The sequence below is a fragment of the Kribbibacterium absianum genome (assembly GCF_030067705.1).
Taxonomy (GTDB): domain Bacteria; phylum Actinomycetota; class Coriobacteriia; order Coriobacteriales; family Atopobiaceae; genus Kribbibacterium; species Kribbibacterium absianum.
Map to the genome: position 1 here is coordinate 497,274 of NZ_JASJEX010000002.1, position 15,917 is coordinate 513,190.

Here is a 15,917-nt window from a genome sequence, read left to right on the forward strand (position 1 = left end):
TTGGTGTTCTTCCTGCTGTTTCGTGAAGCGGGCGCTCCTCAAGGGCGCCCGCTTCCGTTCTTCCTGTCGTTTCGCGTTGTGGCGAACCCTCCGCTCTGCTGCAGCGGAGCTTGTGGTGGCGCACCGTTCTTCTTGCCAATGCGACGCAGCAGCGGCTCTCGCAACAGCAGGAAGAACGGAAGGCGTCTCAATCCAGGAATCGCCGCTGGTAGAGGCCGTCGTCCTCGAAGCCGAGCGCTCGATAGTAGCCGCGCGTCCCGACCGCGCTGATCACGGCAACGGAGACCCGTCCGGCTGCCCGTGCCTGACGGCACGCCTCCTCCACCAGCTCGCGGCCGAGGCCACGGTGCTGGGACCACTGCCCCTCCTGGTCCAGCCGCGCTGCGCGTCCGTACACATGCACCTCTCGGATCATCGCCGCATCGGCTCGGGCCGGTGTCGAGGAGGGTCTCGCAACGGCAGGAAGAACGGGCTCCGTCGCAACAGCAGGAAGAACGGGGAGTGAGAGGCGCAGGAAGCCGTGCAGGGTCCCATCCTCGGCCACCCATTCGAGGAACCGCTCCTCGGACACGGTGGTGAAGTAGCGCAGAGTTCGCAGGCGCAGATCACTGGGACCCTCCGGCGCCAACGCCACTTCTCGGAACCGGATCTCCTGCACCGGGAGGTCCCGGTCGCGCAGGCGCCGCTCGACGTCCTGTCGCAGGTTCGCCTGGCGGTTCCCCGCCACAATGTCCTTCGCCGAGAAGTCCCGTACCATGCGGCTCACGCGCACGAACCGCGGGGTCGCTGCCAGCTCGTTGACGAGGAGCCCCACAAGCTCCTCCGTCTCGTAGGGGCGCCAACGCCCCTCTCGATAGTTCTCGACCAGGCCGGTCCCCTCGATGAGCGAGCAGGGGTAGAGCTTGACCTCGTCCGGTTCAAACCGTGGGTCTGAGACGAGCCGACGGTAGTCGTCGAGGTCCGTTGCCGGCGTCGCGCCGGGCAGGTTGGCCATCTGGTGGGCTTGGATCTTGAAGCCGAATAGCCGCAGCAGCGCGAACGCATCATCAATCGTTTCTCCTGCTATTCCGCGACTAAGTCCGTCGAGCCGGGAAACGTCGGTCGACTGCACGCCGATCTGTACTTTCGTGCACCCAAGCTCGCGAAGGGACCAGAGGGTCTCGGGGTCGACGCAGTCCGGTCGCGTCTCAAAGGAGAGTCCCACGCAGCGGCACGGCGCTGTCTCGTTCATGGTCTGCACCGCTCGTAGCGCGTTCGAAGAGCAGCGCTGCCAGCGTGACACCTCGGCCCATGGCGTCGCGGGCCCGTAGAGCTGGGGAAACGCCTCGTTGTACGTGAGCTCGCCCGCGTTCACGCGGGCTTGGAGCTCCGTGCGCAGCTGCGGGTCGCTCGGAGCCGTCCATTCCCGTTCTTCCTGCCAAAGCGTGAACCCTGCCTGCTCGTACTGCCGCCGCCGATTCCTCCGACCGAGCGTGGCCGCATCGCCGAGCCCGTCGTTGAGCGCGCGGAACAACTCGGCGGCGAACCATCGGCGGTACGCCTCCGGGTAGTCCGTCCACGTGCCGCCAAGGACGATGAGCTCGACCTTGTCCACGGGGTGCCCAAGCTGTGCCAGGACGCGGATTCGGCTGCTGACTTGCAGGTACGGATCGAAGAGGCACTGCTCGGCGCGCTGGCAGGCGGGCTCGTCGGCGAGGTAGCTTTTGGGCATGCGCAGGTCGCTCGGACAGAAACGGCAGGAGCCCGAACAGGGCCACGGCTTTGCGATCACCGTGACCGTCGCCACCCCGGAGGCGGTCCTTCTCGGTTTGGCCTGAAGAACGGAGACGAGCCGCGCCTCCAGCTCGTCGTCCACGTTCCAGCTTCGCCAGAGATCGGGGCGGCTGCGTTTGAGATCCCAGTAGGCGGGGAGCAGCGCGCGTTTCTTCACATGGGCGCTCACGTCCGAGACGCCGCGGTTCTGCTCTCGGCAGAACCGCACGATCCACTGGTCGTCCATGGGGCCTTCGGCCCTCGTGCGGAGCTCCGTGACAAGAGCGGCCAGGGCGCGGGTGAGCGCCTCGCGCAGGATGTCGGGTTCTGCTGGCATGTCACTCCTCGGCTCGACCGGTGAACCAGCATATCGCCGCCCCTCCCGTTCTTCCTGTCGTTTTGAGAACATGGCGTTCTACATGGTGTTTCTCGGAACAGCAGGAAGAACGGGAGGGGAGTTGCTGGTGGACGACGCGACCGCGCGGCTCTTGCGCGACGAGACGGAGCACTTTTACGACAGCTGTGCCGCGTCCTTCGGGGCCACTCGGAAAAGACCCTGGGAAGGCTGGCGTACGCTCGTGCCCCGTTTTTCCTGCTGTTTTGAGAGAGCCCAACTGCGTGGTCGTCTTCCACTCGTGCTTGATGTCGGCTGCGGCAACTTCCGGTTCGAACGCTTCCTCCGAGGAGCCGTCGACGAGCCGTGGCGGGCGCTGGGCCTGGACTCCTGCCGACTCCTCTCCGGCGACCCGCCGCTGGGGAGCGCGTTTCGAGAGACGGATCTGACCCACTGGCGTCCGGCACGTGAGGAACGCGGGCGGTTCGACCTCGTGGTCTGCTTCGGCGTGCTGCACCATATTCCGGGGACGCCGGCTCGGGAGGCTCTGGTTCGCGACCTGGCTCGGTGTGTCGCGCCCGGCGGTCTCCTGGCTCTGAGTCTCTGGCAGCTCCAGAAGAGCGAGCGTCAGCTGCGGCAGGCGCGCGAGACGACCGCCCGGTTCCTCGCGACGCACCCGAACGTCGAATTGGACCCCGGCGACTGGCTGCTCCCGTGGCAGGGTCGCGAGGACGTCGTCAGGTATTGCCACGGCTTTTCGAACGACGAGTGCGCCCGGCTGGCCACGGTGACGGGGCTCGATCTTCTCGACGCCTTCGACGCCGACCGGGCGAATCGTTACGTGGTGCTTAGCGCCCCGTCTGACGAGTTCTCACAATGACAGGAAGAACGGCTCGAGCGCCCGTGTTCGGAACAGCAGGAAGAACGGTCAGAGCGTCCGTGTTCACAATGACAGGAAGAACGGGGCGCGCCTGCTGGTCGTGGGCGCCCTGTGGAGGAACAACGCCGATGTCGTGGACCGCTCCGGCTTTCCTCCCCGGGTCTCTCGTTCTTCCTGCTGTTCCGAGAATCCCGCTGGTATGCTCAAAAAGTTTTTGCTGAACTCTCGATGAAGGGGACTCCTCTCCATGAGCCAACTTCAGAACGACCACCAGCCCCGCCACGCCAAGCCGACGCCCGTGACTCAGGCCATCGCCATCAAAAGGGGCCCCCAGGTGCCTTTCGGAGGCTTCCTCATGGCACTTGCCGACAGCGTGCCCGGCGTCTCCGGCGGGACCGTGGCCTTCATCCTCGGCATCTATGACAGCCTGCTTGCGTCACTCGACCGTCTCGTCTCGGGCACGAGCGCGGAGCGCAAGGCCGCGGTCGCTTTCCTCGTCAAGCTGTTCTGCGGCTGGGGCTGCGGTTTCGTGGCGGCCGTGCTCGTCCTGACGCGACTTTTCGAAAGCCACATCTACGTGGTGAGCTCGGTCTTCCTCGGGTTCATCGTCTTCTCGATTCCGCTCATCGTGCGCCAGGAGCGCGCCAACCTCCGCTGGGGCATCTCCAGCGTGCTCTGGGTGCTTCTGGGCGCGGGCGCGGTCGTCGCGATCACGCTCGCGAACACGACCGGTGGCACGACGATCGCCGAGCAGCCGGCCCTCGACCTGTCGAGCCTTTCGCTCGGCTCGGGCCTGTACGTGTTCTTCGCGGCCATGGTGGCCATTTCCGCGATGATTCTGCCGGGCATCTCCGGCTCCACGTTCCTGTTGATCTTCGGCCTGTACCTGCCGGTCATGTCCGGGATCCGCGCCTGCCTGGGCGGCGACTTCTCGACGGTGCCGGCGTTGGCCCTGTTCGCGCTCGGGTGCGTTTGCGGCCTCTTGACGGTGGTGAAGCTCGTGAAGCGGGCGCTCGAGCGGCACCGCAACGAGACGGTTCACGTGCTCATCGGCCTCATGGTCGGCTCTGTCTACGCGATCGTCTGCGGCCCCACCACGCTCGATGAGCCGCTGCCGATGATGACGCTGGCCACGTTCAACGTCGTTGCGTTCCTTATCGGCGGCCTCGCGATTCTGGGGCTCGAGGTGCTCAGGCGCAAGCTAGAGGCCTAGGCCGGCGGCGCGGGGGCCACGGCACGGGTCGTGGCATTTCGCCGGGTCGGTCCACGCCGCCGAGCCGCGGCCGTTCTTCATGCTGTTTCGCGAAATCGCTGGTCAGGTACCATGCTCTCGAAACGGCATGAAAAACGCTCCGGGCGTCTCTCCGGTCGCTCCCCTTAGCGACGCGGCGCCCCACGCTCTGCAGCGCGTTCAACCTCAAGGAGGATCTCATGGCAACGAAGACGGCCCTGGTGCTCGAAGGCGGCGGGATGCGCGGCATGTTCACCGCCGGCGTCCTCGATGTCCTGGCGGAGCACGGCAAGACCGATTTCTCCCATGTCTACGGGGTGTCGGCGGGAGCCATCAATGGTGCCAACTTTTTGGCCGGGCAACCCGGGCGGTTCTGCCGTGACGTGTTGGCCTACCGCGACGACCCCAACTTCATGGGGCCGTGGTCTTACGCCACCACGGGCAATGTGAGCAGCCGGGAGTTCCTCTACGAGAAGGTCAACAAGTCCTACGACCCCTACGATTACGCCACTTTCAATCGCAACGAGACACCCTTCACGGTGGTTGCTACCGACCTTACGTTCGGAACCCCCGTGTACTTGGACGTGGAAAGCCTGCCGGAGCACATGGACGCGATCGTGGCCTCCTCGTCCCTGCCCTGCCTCTCTGAGACGGTCGAGTATCAGGGGAACCGCCTGCTTGACGGCGGCACGTCGGATTCCGTCCCGGTCGAGCGGGCCCTCGCCGACGGCGCGGAACGCCTGGTGGTGGTGCTCACGCGCCACTGGGGCTACCAGAAGAGGCACGGCTACTCGCTCATGCCGATGGCCAAGCGGCTCTATGCTGACTATCCGTATTACCTGCAAGCACTCGACACACGGGCCGAACGGTACAATGCCCAGCGCGAGACGATCGGTCGGCTCCAAACGGAAGGCGTCGCGGAGGTTGTCGCTCCGACCAAGCCGGTGGAGATGTCCGTGCTGGGGTCGGATGGCCACGGTCTGTTGGAGTTGTACGTGGACGGGCGCCGCATGGGGGCGTCGTTGCTCGACCGCCTGTAGTCGCGCCAGTTCGACTCGGGTTCGTTCTTCCTGCTGTTTCGACGCGCCCGAACGTGACCCGTTCTTCCTGCTATTGCGAAGTGTCCGACCTCGCTCCGTTCTTCCTGCTGTTGCGACGCTCGGCCTCCGGCCGGCCAAGAGCGCGGAACAGCAGGAAGAACGGAAAGGGTCACCCCGCCTGATTGTGACGAGGCCCTGACGCCTGCGGAGCGGCCGAGAAACCCGTCGGCGGTCCCCGCTCCCTGGTGTACACTTCTAGGGCTTCTTTTGCTGAGCCCCGTAACCTCTTTAAAAGAATGCGATGCACGAGCACGTGGAGGAGTTTCAAGAATGAAGTCGACCCAGTACGCCAAGCCCGGCGAGGTCGCCCGCAATTGGGTGCTCATCGACGCCGACGGCATGGTCCTCGGCCGTCTTGCCACGCAGATCGCGATGATCCTGCGCGGCAAGAACAAGCCGCAGTTCACCCCGCACACCGACACCGGTGACTTCGTGGTGGTCATCAACGCCGATAAGGTCCAGCTTACCGGTAACAAGGCCGCCCAGAAGTCCTACTGGCGTTACTCGGGGTACCTCGGCGGCCTCAAGTTCGAGTCCTTCGAGGAGGCCATGGCCCGTCACCCGGAGCGTGTCATCGAGCACGCCGTGAAGGGCATGCTCCCCAAGACCCGCCTTGGCCGCAAGCAGTTCACCAAGCTCAAGGTCTACGCTGGCCCGGAGCACCCGCATGCTGCTCAGAACCCCGTCAAGATTGAGCTGGAGGGCTAACCGATGGCTGAGAAGACCGTTGTTTATTGGGGCACTGGCCGTCGTAAGGAGGCCGTCGCCCGCGTGCGCATCATGCCCGGCACCGGCAAGTTCCTGGTGAATGGCAAGCCCGCGCTTGAGTACTTTGGCCGTCAGCAGCTGGTCGACGCTGCTCTCGCGCCGTTCCGTGTGACCGACACCCAGGGTCAGTTCGATGTTCTCGCCAACTGCGACGGTGGCGGCATCTCTGGCCAGTCGGGCGCCGTCCGTCTGGGCGTCGCGCGCGCGCTGCTCAAGGCCGGCGACTATCGCCCCGAGCTGAAGAAGGCTGGGTTCCTGACCCGCGACGCCCGTGCCGTCGAGCGCAAGAAGTACGGCCTGAAGAAGGCCCGCAAGCGCCCGCAGTTCTCGAAGCGTTAAGCCTGGATTCGATATCTGGTTTGTGGGAGGCCCGTTGGCAGAGAAGCCGGCGGGCCTTTTGCTTGGCGCGGTGCCTCATGCGGGCTTTCTCCCGTTCTTCCTGCTGTTCTGAGCGCTGTGCTTCCGGGGATGGATCGCTCGCATCAGCAGGAAGAACGGTAGCGGTGCCGTTCCGATTCCTTCCTTTGACTAGAACGACAGTTCTGTATATGGTACAGTCGTTCCATCAAGAAAAGGAGGGACCCATGGGCGATGTGGCGGAGCGTGTCGAGAGACTTTTGGACGAGGCCGAGCAGGAGTGTCGGTGCGCGTTCGCGCGGCGTCCCCAGGAAGGTTCGCGGCTTCGGCGTCTCTATGCTGCCGGCGAATTGGTGCGCCCTCTGCGGGGCCTCTATATCCGTGCGAAGACCTGGCGGCGCCTCAGCGTGGCCGAGCGTCACCTGTCCATAGTCAGGGGGTTGTCTCGACGGCACCCTGACTGGGTGTTCTGCGACGTGTCTGCGGCGCTGTTGCTTGGCCTCGAATGTCCTGAGGCCGAGCTGGACACCGTGCACGTTGCCGTGGAGTACGGGTCGCTGGCCCACCGCATCCCAGGGCTCGTGCGTCACGAGATTGACATCCGTCGGGCGCGCCTGGTTGACGGCGTGCCGACCCTCGTTGCTGACGATTTGCTGTTCGGATGCATCCGCCGGCTCGGGTTCGAGGACGGTCTGGCCTTGGCGGACTCTGCCTTGCGGGTTCTCGGGGTTGCGAAGGAGCACCTGGTGTCCCTCTTCGAGCGCGGCCACAAGGGATGTCGCGGGATTCGTGTGGCTCGCGTAGTCGCGAGTCAGGCGGACGCTCGCTCGGAGAACGGCGGCGAGTCCAAGGTGCGGGCGCGGCTCTTCGAGCTGAACCGCGTGGTGCCCGAGCTGCAGGTGACATTCGCCAATCCGGACGGTCTTGGCTGGTACCGCGTGGACTACTTGTGGCGGCTTCCGACCGGCGACCTTGTGGCTGGCGAGCTGGACGGCAAGGCCAAGTACCGCGACTTCGAGATGACCGGCGGCCGTTCCGAGGAAGAGGTGCGGGCGGCGCAGGCGCTGCGAGACGACCGCCTGGAGCGTCAGGGGGTGCGCGTGATGCACTTCACCTTCGAGCAGGCTATGGATCCCCTCGCATTTCCCGCGCTGCTTCGCGAGTTTGGCATTCCGATGCGAGAGGTGGGCGAGCCGAACGTTGACGTGATTATGACCCCGAGGCTGCCCTGCATCGACCACCCGCGGAAGCAGCGATTCCGGGTCGTGGCGGGGTACCGCGATGCCGGACTCGAGGTCGTGATGCTCGAGGCTGCATAACGTGCGGGCTTTCGGCCGTGCGGCTCGTTGCTTTTGCCAGGCTTCCAGCCGGCGTGCCGGTTCACAACAGCATGAAAAACGAGAGCAAGAGATTGTCTAGAGAGGGGGCGTCGGCTCAGGAGCGCTCTTCTGCCTTCGGTACCATATAGGCGGCCGAACGGCCTCAAAACATGCCAACAACGTAGCAGGAGGAGAGCGAACTCCATGAAGTATTTCGGCACGGATGGCTTCCGGGGGCGCGCCAACGAGGGGCTCAACGTAGACCAGGCCTTCAAGATCGGCCGGTTCGTCGGCTGGCACTACGGCCTCGACCAGGGCAGGAAGGCCCGCATCGTCATCGGCAAGGACACCCGCCGCTCGAGCTACATGTTCGAGTCCGCGATCATCGCCGGCCTCGTCGCGTCCGGCGCCGACGTCTACATGCTCCACGTGATCCCCACCCCGGGCGTCTGCTACGAGGTGGTCGACGGCAGCTTCGACTGCGGCATCATGATCAGCGCGAGCCACAACCCCTATACGGACAACGGCATCAAGCTCGTGAACCGCGAGGGCTACAAGATGGAGGAGGAGGTCCTCGAGCAGATCGAGGCGTACATCGACGACGAGTTCGAGATCCCCCTGGCGACCGCGAACCAGATCGGCTGTACGGTCGACTACATGCAGGGGCGCAACCGCTACATCGCGCACCTGATCTCGAGCGCCAACTTCTCGCTGCAGGGCGTGAAGGTGGGGCTGGACTGTGCCAACGGTGCCGCTTCCTCGGTGGCCAAGCCGGTCTTCGACGCGCTCGGCGCGGACGTGCGCGTCATCAGCAACGCGCCCGACGGCTTCAACATCAACGTGGACTGCGGCTCCACGCACATCGAGCGGCTCCAGCGCCTCGTTGTGGAGCAGGGGCTCGACGTGGGTTTCGCCTATGACGGCGACGCCGACCGCTGCCTCGCCGTGGACGAGAACGGCCACGTGGTGGACGGCGACCTCATCCTGTACATCTGCGGCAAGTACCTCAACAAGCACGGGCGCCTCTCGGGAGGCACCGTGGTGCCCACGGTGATGAGCAACTTCGGGTTCCTCAAGGCCCTCGACATCGCGTCCCTCAACTACGTGACGACCGCCGTGGGCGACAAGAACGTGTTCGCCTGCATGCGCGAGAACGGCTACTCGCTCGGCGGCGAGCAGTCCGGCCACATCATCTTCGGCGACATCGAGAAGACGGGCGACGGCATCATGACGAGCCTTCGCGTGATGGAGGTCATGCGCGCCGAGCGCGAGACGCTGTCCGAGCTCGTGCGGCCGGTGAGGCTGTACCCGCAGACGCTTGTGAACGTCACGGTGGAGGATCGCGACGGCGTGATGGCCAGCGAGGCGATCGCTCAGGCGGTGGCTGAGGCGGAGGAGAGGCTTGCCGGCAACGGCCGCATCCTGGTGCGTGCGAGCGGGACCGAGCCGCTCGTGCGTGTGATGGTGGAAGCGGAGACCGAGGGCGAGGCCTCGGAAATCGCGGCGGCGGTGGCCGATGTGGTGCGCTCCGTCGCGTGACATCGGAGCCCCGTGCCCGTTCGTTTTTCCTGCTGTTTTGAGAAGTCGCAGGTCAAAGACCCTGTAGTCGCAATAGCAGGAAGAACGGTCGCGGCCGGGTATGCTCCCATGCTGCCTCCTCCCTTCAATCCTGTAGTCGCAATAGCAGGAAGAACGGTCGCGGCCGGTGCGTTTTCAGCCGACCGCCACGGTAGGCGAAACAGCATGAAGAACGAGAATCAGAGAGACAATGGGAGACGGCCGAGCCCGACCCGGCCCACCCCGTTCGTCTCCCGGCTCTAGGAGGCCCCATGTGCGGCATTGTCGGTTACACCGGTAGCAAACCGGCGCTTCCCTTCCTGATCGACGGCCTGACCACCCTCGAGTACCGCGGCTACGACTCGGCCGGCGTGGAGCTCGAGACCCCCGATGGCCTGCTCCAGGTCAAATGCAAGGGGCGCGTCGCCGCGCTCGCCGACCTCTGCTCTCGTTTGAGCAGGAAGAACGCGGAGGCTCCCTGTGGCATCGCCCACACCCGCTGGGCCACCCACGGCGAGCCGAGCGACAAGAACGCTCACCCTCACCAGGACTGCACCGGCAACGTCGCGGTGGTGCACAACGGCATCATCGAGAACTACCAGGCGCTCGTCGCCGAGCTCGAGGCGGCCGGCCACACGATGGCCAGCGACACGGACTCCGAGGTGATCGCCCACCTGATCGAGCAAGCGCTGGCCGGCGACGCCGAGGGCGACCTGCTCCTTGCGGTTCAGCTCGCCACGAGCCGTCTTGTCGGCTCCTGGGCCCTCGCCGTTCTTTATGCTGATGCGCCGGGCACCATCGTTTGCGCGCGCCAGGGATCGCCGCTCGTCCTCGCGTCCACCGATGCCGGTGCCTATGCGGCGTCCGACGTCACGGCCCTGGCGGGCGTGACCAACCACGTGATCAACCTCGACGACGGGCAGCTGGCCCGCCTGTCTCTCGACGGCACGATCGAGGTTTTCGAGAGCGACCTGTCGCCGGTCGATCAGCCGGACGCGTTCGACATCGATTGGGACGCCTCGGCCGCGACCATGGGCGGCTACCCGGACTTCATGGCCAAGGAGATCGCCGAGCAGCCGGAGGCCATCGAGCGCCTGCTCAAGGACCGCCTCGGACCCGACGGCGTCCGTCTCGACGAGCTCGCCATGACGGACGAGGAAATCGCCGCCATCGACCGCATCTTCATCGTCGCGTGCGGCACGAGCTATCACGTGGGCCTCATCGCTCGGCCGCTCATCGAGGAGTGGGCGCGCATCCCGGTCGCGGTCGAGCCGGCGAGCGAGTTCAACTACGAGGACGTCCTCGTCACGGACCACACGCTCTGCATCATCATCACGCAATCCGGCGAGACCGCCGACACGCTCGCTTCGGCCAGAAAGATGCACGCGGCGGGCGCCAAGGTGCTCGCGGTCACCAACGTGATCGGCTCCTCTGCGGCCCGCGAAGCCGACGGCGTGCTCTATGTGCAGGCGGGCCCCGAGGTCTCCGTGGCCTCCACCAAGGCCTACACCGCCCAGATGGTGGCGGCCGAGCTCATCGCCCTCTTCTTGGCCCAGCGCAACGGCAACCTCGGCGCCCGCGAGGTGGCGCGTCGGTTCCACGAGCTGCAGCGTGTGCCGGCGATGATCCGCGAGGTGCTCCACCGCAGCTGGCAGGACGAGGCCGCCGCCCGTGCGTTCGTCGAGTCGAGCTCGGCGCTGTTCCTCGGTCGTGGCCTCAACGCGACCACGGCCGCCGAGGGCGCGCTCAAGCTCAAGGAGATCAGCTATCTTCATGCCGAAGCGTACCCGGCGGGCGAGATGAAGCACGGCCCCATCGCGCTGATCGACCCGGGGTTCCCGGTGGTCGTGATCTGCCCGGACGACCGCGTGCGCTACAAGACCCTGAGCAACATCCAAGAGGTGAAGGCGCGCGGGGCGACCGTCGTGACCGTCGCGACCGACGGCGACCAGAAGACGGCCCAGCTCTCGGACTACCTGCTTCTCGTGCCGGCCGCTCCGGAGTACCTGGTGCCGATCGTGGCGGTGGTGCATCTGCAGATGCTGGCCCGCTACGTGGCCCTCGCCCGAGGCTGCGACATCGACAAGCCCCGCAACCTGGCCAAGTCCGTCACGGTGGAGTAGCCATGCCGACGGCTGGCGTGGGGGTCGATTTGGTGTCGATTCCCCGCATGGAGCGGGCGCTCGAGCGCACGCCGCGCCTCAAGGAGCGGCTCTTCACTGCCGAGGAGCGCGCCTACTGTGACTCGCGGGCGCATCCGGCGGAGCATTACGCCGCGCGGTTCGCTGCTCGGGAGGCCGTTCTGAAGGCGCTCGGGACAGGGTTCCGGGGCGTGGGGCTTTCGGGTGTCTCCGTGGCGCTCGACGACGCGGGGCGTCCGAGTGCCGTGCTGGCAGGGCGGGCGCGCGAGGCGGCCGAGCGGCAGGGCGTGGTCGAGGTGGAGATCTCGCTGTCCCACACGCACGAGGTGGCCGTCGCGAACGCGGTGGCGGTGACGGAGTCGGCGAGGCCGCCCAAAGAGGAGCGGCCGAGCGCGGAGCAGGAGCTGAGGGCGTCGTTCAAGGAGGCCCGGGAGATTCTGCTCGACCTCGAGCGCGTGGAGCCGGACCCGGACCCGGCTCGTTCTTCCTGTCGTTCCGAACACGCGGAGGACCTGGATCGTTCTTCCTGTCGTTCCGAGAGGTCAGGTCGCGACGGGGGAGTGTCGGAATAGCAGGAAGAACGGTACCGCAGACTGGAGAGGCGACGTCACGGCGCCGGCGGGCGAACCTCGGTATGCTCGCATTGGCAGGAAAAACGAACGCGGGGACCCGACGGCCCCGTGCACAAAGGAGCACTCACATGCAGCCGGTTCTCAACGTCGAGGACGTTCGCAGGGTCGAGCAGGCTCTGACGCTCGAGGGCGTCAGTCTGGCCGAACTCATGCGCCGCGCGGGCCACTCGGCGGCCCAGGAGGTCCTCGACCTCGGCAGCGTCACGAAGGTGACCGTGTTCTGCGGCACCGGGAACAACGGGGGCGACGGATGGGTGGCCGCCGAGCTCCTCCATCGGGCCGGTGTGCAGGTCACGGTCGTGACCCCGCAAGAACCCGACGACCTCAAGAGCTCTCTGGCGCTCATGGTGGCCAAGGGCGCCGTGGCCCAAGGTGTCGAATACTGGGTCGGCCCGAGCCGAGACGAGCTGGACCAGCTGCTCGCCGAGTCCTCCGTGGTGCTCGACGCCCTGCTCGGTACGGGGTTCCACGGCGAGCCGGCCGCGCCGTTCGACATCTGGATCGACGCGATCAACACCTCCGGCTTGCGGGTGGTCTCCATCGACGTGCCGAGCGGCCTCTCCGCACAGACCGGCCACGCGCCCGGCGCCGTCGTCTTCGCGGACCTCACGGTCACGATGATCGCGCTCAAGCCTGGTCTCCTTTCCGGCCGCGGCCGCGACGCGTGCGGCGCGATTGTGCTCGCGCCCTTGGCCGACCAGACCGACCGGCTCGTAGTCGAGGCCGATCCTGTGGCCTGGCGCTGCGACCCGGCCGACTACATCGACGTCGTGCCGGTCCCGACGTCCGACGTGGACAAGTACGAGCGCGGCACCGTGCTCGTGGTGGGCGGGTCCAAGCGGTTCTCCGGCGCGCCGGTCCTTGCCGCACTGGCGGCCGCTCGCTCTGGCGCCGGTTATGTGACACTCGCGGTGCCCCAGTGCATCGCGACGGTCTGTCGCACGCATTTGCTCGAGATCCCCGTGGTTGGGTTGCCGTGCAACGATGACGGCACCTTCTCGGTGGAGGCGAAGACCGAGATCGTTCGCATGGCCAAGGAGCGCGACTGCGTCCTGGCGGGCCCCGGCATGGGCGTGAACGCGGACACCGTTTCCATCGTGACCGGCCTTCTGGAGACGGACGTCCCGCTCGTGCTCGACGCGGACGCGCTCAACGCGCTGTCCCGCATGACGACGGGCCGGCTCGACAACTTCCCCGAGCTGATCCGGCGCGAGCAACCGCTCGTGCTGACCCCCCATCGCCGCGAGCTCGGACGCCTGGTGGGTCTCAGCGACACCCCTCCTGATTCGCTGACGAGCGCGCTCGAGGCCGCGCGCCGCGTGGTCTGGGCGGACGGAGGGTCCGACATCTGTGTGATGACCAAGGGAGACACGACGGCGTGCGTCGGCGTCGAGATTGCGCTCCTGCCGAAGCCGGGCCCCGCGAGTCTTGCAACGGCCGGTTCCGGCGACGTGCTCGGCGGCGTCGTGGCGGCGTTCCTGTCTCGTGGTCTAGCCGACGAGGAGCTCCTGCCGTTGCTATGCGCGATGGCTGTGGAGACGCATGCAGTGGCTGGCTCGTTGGCGGCCGAGCAGCACGGGCTGCGGGGCGTGATGGCCGGCGATCTGGTCGATGTGCTCGGGCAGGCGGTCGACGCGTTCGAAGAGCGCGCGTCGCTGGCAGCGACGGAGGACGACGGCGCCGAAGACGCACCGGCCTAATGCCGCTGCCGTTCTTCCTGCTGATCCGAGACCCGGCCGATGAGCTGGGATTACACGAAACAGCATGAAGAACGGAAGGGGAGCCGGGTGGCTGGCGCTTCCGTTCTTCCTGCCGATTTGAGAACCGCGTGAGAGAGGCGCGACGATGGCCGACATGGTCGAGAACTGTCCGGACGACCGCTGGGCGTGGGTCGAGATCGACCGGGGCGCCCTCCGGCGCAATGTGCGCACGTTCAAGTCGCGCCTCGAGCCTGGCGTCCAGCTCATGGCCGTTGTCAAAGCCGACGCGTATGGGCACGGGGCGGCGGCGTGCGCGCCCGTGATGAGGTCGGCGGGCGCGGACCAGTTCGCGGTGGCGACGGTTGCCGAAGGTCGGGCGCTGCGCGAGAGCGGCATCGCCGAGCCGATCCTCGTGCTCTCTCAGCCTCCCGTCACGTCCATCCCGGATCTGATCGAATATGACCTGATGCCGTCGGTGTTCGACGTCTCCTTCGGTCTCGCCTATGGCGAGGCGGCCGCTCAGGCGGGCAAGGTCGGGCGGTACCACGTGGCCATCGACACCGGCATGACGCGCACCGGGGTGGACTGGCGTGACGTCATCGATGTACGCGACCAACTCGAGTTCCACCGCGGCCTTCAGTGCGCGGGGACGTTCACGCACTTCGCGACCGCCGACGTGCCGGGGGACTGGGACTGGGAGCTGCAGCGGCACCGTTTCGATGAGGCGGTGGCCGGGCTTCGCGATGCGGGGCTCGATCCTGGACTCGTGCACTGCGACAACACGCCCGCCACCGTTCTTCATGCTGAAACGCACTACGACATGGTGCGCGTCGGCGTGGGGCTCTACGGCCTGCAGCCCTGCGATGCCACGGTTCCGCACCTGTCGCTCGATCCAGTCATGAGCGTCCGGGCGCGCGTGACCCGGGCCGTGTACCCACCGGTCGGTGCGGGTGTCAGCTATGGCATGAAGTGGCGTGTCACCAAGGGGAACCTGCAGGTGGCGACCGTGCCGGTCGGCTACGCCGATGGCTATAGCCGCGCGCTGTCGGGCAAGGTCGACGTTCTCTGCCGCGGGCAGAGGCTGCCGCAGGTCGGCAACATCTGCATGGACCAGTTCATGTTCGCGGTCGAGGTGAACACAGCCCGTCAGTACAAGCCGGTACGTCCGGTGCAAGAGGGGGACGTCGTCACGCTGGTCGGGCGCGACGGCGACGAGTCGATCACGGCCGACGACCTGGCGGCGCTGCTCGGCACCATCAACTACGAGGTGGTCTGCGACTTCGGCCTGCGCCTCGAGAAGGTCTATCGCTAGCCCCGTCGTGCCCGCGCTTTGCGAGCCTGGCGCGGGAGCCGTTCTTCCTGCTGTTGCGAGCGGGCGACGTTTCTGCGCCTCCTGCCCCGTTCTTCCGGTCATTGCGAGAAAGGCACCGCCGTGAGCTTCGTCCAGATTCCCGGCCATCCCCAGCCCCGTCCCCGGGAGATCACGCTTCCAGAGATTCGCGCGGTGCTCGGCGACTGTCGGCGGTGCCCGCTCGGGGAGACCCGGACGCACATCGTGTTCGGTGAGGGGTCGCCCAACGCCCGCGTGATGGTCATCGGCGAGGCGCCAGGCAAGAACGAGGACCTCACCGGCGAGCCGTTCGTCGGAGCAGCAGGAAAAAAGCTCGACGCGCTCTTGGAGGTCGCCGGCCTCCGGCGACCGGACATCTACATCGCCAACGTCCTCAAGTGCCGTCCGCCGGGAAACCGTGACCCACGTCCCGAAGAGATCGAGGCCTGCTCGCCGTTCCTGCGGGAGCAGATCAGGTCCATTTGGCCGGATGTGCTCGTGACGCTGGGGAACTTCTCGACGCGCTTCGTCCTCAAGACCGACCAGGGCATCACGTCGCTCCGGGGCCGTTTCCACCAGGCCGGCCACTTTCTCGTGCTGCCGGTGTTCCATCCTGCGGCTGCAATCTATGATCGAACTAAGCAGGCGAGTCTGGAAGCGGACTTCGCGATGCTCGGGGCCTGGCTGGCAGAGCATCCGGACCTGCGTTTCCCGCGCTCGGACGGTGGGGTCTGACGGCCGTTCTTCCTGCTGTTTTGACGGGATCCTACGAGATCGCTCGGCAGCCACGGTTCTCAGAACAGCCTGGAGAACGAG

At 66.5% G+C, this 15,917-nt stretch carries 13 protein-coding genes; 12 read left to right on the plus strand and 1 reads right to left on the minus strand.

What is annotated here, in order from left to right; translation table 11 throughout:
• Nucleotides 1–187: 187 nt before the first annotated feature.
• Complete coding sequence (locus QJ043_RS05160; protein WP_283713745.1) at nt 188–2,089, minus strand: elongator complex protein 3; 1,902 nt, start codon at nt 2,087–2,089, stop codon at nt 188–190.
• Between the two features lie 127 nt (nt 2,090–2,216).
• Between QJ043_RS05160 and QJ043_RS05165 the strand changes: the two genes are divergently transcribed.
• The 12 genes from QJ043_RS05165 to QJ043_RS05220 all read left to right on the plus strand — a co-directional run bounded on the left by QJ043_RS05165 (nt 2,217) and on the right by QJ043_RS05220 (nt 15,836).
• Nucleotides 2,217–2,966, plus strand: a complete 750-nt coding sequence (locus QJ043_RS05165) for a class I SAM-dependent methyltransferase (RefSeq protein ID WP_283713744.1) — start codon at nt 2,217–2,219, stop codon at nt 2,964–2,966.
• Nucleotides 2,967–3,213: 247 nt separating this feature from the next.
• Complete coding sequence (locus QJ043_RS05170; RefSeq protein ID WP_283713743.1) at nt 3,214–4,179, plus strand: DUF368 domain-containing protein; 966 nt, start codon at nt 3,214–3,216, stop codon at nt 4,177–4,179.
• Nucleotides 4,180–4,397: 218 nt separating this feature from the next.
• The gene (locus tag QJ043_RS05175) at nt 4,398–5,237 is read left to right on the plus strand and encodes a patatin-like phospholipase family protein (protein ID WP_283713742.1); all 840 of its coding nucleotides are present in this window, start codon (nt 4,398–4,400) and stop codon (nt 5,235–5,237) included.
• A gap of 330 nt (nt 5,238–5,567) precedes the next feature.
• The gene (rplM, locus tag QJ043_RS05180) at nt 5,568–6,005 is read left to right on the plus strand and encodes a 50S ribosomal protein L13 (RefSeq protein ID WP_283713741.1); all 438 of its coding nucleotides are present in this window, start codon (nt 5,568–5,570) and stop codon (nt 6,003–6,005) included.
• Nucleotides 6,006–6,008: 3 nt separating this feature from the next.
• Nucleotides 6,009–6,404, plus strand: coding sequence for a 30S ribosomal protein S9 (rpsI, locus tag QJ043_RS05185; protein ID WP_283713740.1), 396 nt, complete (start codon nt 6,009–6,011; stop codon nt 6,402–6,404).
• A gap of 245 nt (nt 6,405–6,649) precedes the next feature.
• The gene (locus QJ043_RS05190; protein ID WP_283713739.1) at nt 6,650–7,741 is read left to right on the plus strand and encodes a hypothetical protein; all 1,092 of its coding nucleotides are present in this window, start codon (nt 6,650–6,652) and stop codon (nt 7,739–7,741) included.
• Between the two features lie 204 nt (nt 7,742–7,945).
• The gene (glmM, locus tag QJ043_RS05195; RefSeq protein WP_283713738.1) at nt 7,946–9,280 is read left to right on the plus strand and encodes a phosphoglucosamine mutase; all 1,335 of its coding nucleotides are present in this window, start codon (nt 7,946–7,948) and stop codon (nt 9,278–9,280) included.
• A gap of 290 nt (nt 9,281–9,570) precedes the next feature.
• Nucleotides 9,571–11,421 carry a glutamine--fructose-6-phosphate transaminase (isomerizing) gene (gene glmS, locus QJ043_RS05200; protein ID WP_283713737.1) on the plus strand — a complete coding sequence of 617 codons (1,851 nt, stop codon included), beginning with the start codon at nt 9,571–9,573 and terminating at the stop codon, nt 11,419–11,421.
• Nucleotides 11,422–11,423: 2 nt separating this feature from the next.
• The gene (gene acpS, locus QJ043_RS05205; RefSeq protein ID WP_283713736.1) at nt 11,424–12,011 is read left to right on the plus strand and encodes a holo-ACP synthase; all 588 of its coding nucleotides are present in this window, start codon (nt 11,424–11,426) and stop codon (nt 12,009–12,011) included.
• Nucleotides 12,012–12,139: 128 nt separating this feature from the next.
• Nucleotides 12,140–13,771: an NAD(P)H-hydrate dehydratase gene (locus QJ043_RS05210; protein WP_283713735.1), complete on the plus strand. Its 1,632-nt coding sequence runs from the start codon at nt 12,140–12,142 to the stop codon at nt 13,769–13,771.
• 154 nt (nt 13,772–13,925) lie between these two features.
• Nucleotides 13,926–15,083, plus strand: a complete 1,158-nt coding sequence (gene alr, locus QJ043_RS05215) for an alanine racemase (protein WP_347177748.1) — start codon at nt 13,926–13,928, stop codon at nt 15,081–15,083.
• Nucleotides 15,084–15,203: 120 nt separating this feature from the next.
• Nucleotides 15,204–15,836: a uracil-DNA glycosylase gene (locus QJ043_RS05220; protein ID WP_283713733.1), complete on the plus strand. Its 633-nt coding sequence runs from the start codon at nt 15,204–15,206 to the stop codon at nt 15,834–15,836.
• The last annotated feature ends 81 nt before the right edge of the window (nt 15,837–15,917 follow it).

Coding starts and splice junctions, on each gene's coding strand:
- QJ043_RS05160 (WP_283713745.1), bottom strand. CDS start 2,089: ATGCCAGCAGAACCCGACATCCTGCGCGAGGCGCTCACCCGCGCCCTG.
- QJ043_RS05170 (WP_283713743.1), top strand. CDS start 3,214: ATGAGCCAACTTCAGAACGACCACCAGCCCCGCCACGCCAAGCCGACG.
- QJ043_RS05175 (WP_283713742.1), top strand. CDS start 4,398: ATGGCAACGAAGACGGCCCTGGTGCTCGAAGGCGGCGGGATGCGCGGC.
- rplM (WP_283713741.1), top strand. CDS start 5,568: ATGAAGTCGACCCAGTACGCCAAGCCCGGCGAGGTCGCCCGCAATTGG.
- rpsI (WP_283713740.1), top strand. CDS start 6,009: ATGGCTGAGAAGACCGTTGTTTATTGGGGCACTGGCCGTCGTAAGGAG.
- QJ043_RS05190 (WP_283713739.1), top strand. CDS start 6,650: ATGGGCGATGTGGCGGAGCGTGTCGAGAGACTTTTGGACGAGGCCGAG.
- glmM (WP_283713738.1), top strand. CDS start 7,946: ATGAAGTATTTCGGCACGGATGGCTTCCGGGGGCGCGCCAACGAGGGG.
- glmS (WP_283713737.1), top strand. CDS start 9,571: ATGTGCGGCATTGTCGGTTACACCGGTAGCAAACCGGCGCTTCCCTTC.
- acpS (WP_283713736.1), top strand. CDS start 11,424: ATGCCGACGGCTGGCGTGGGGGTCGATTTGGTGTCGATTCCCCGCATG.
- QJ043_RS05210 (WP_283713735.1), top strand. CDS start 12,140: ATGCAGCCGGTTCTCAACGTCGAGGACGTTCGCAGGGTCGAGCAGGCT.
- alr (WP_347177748.1), top strand. CDS start 13,926: ATGGTCGAGAACTGTCCGGACGACCGCTGGGCGTGGGTCGAGATCGAC.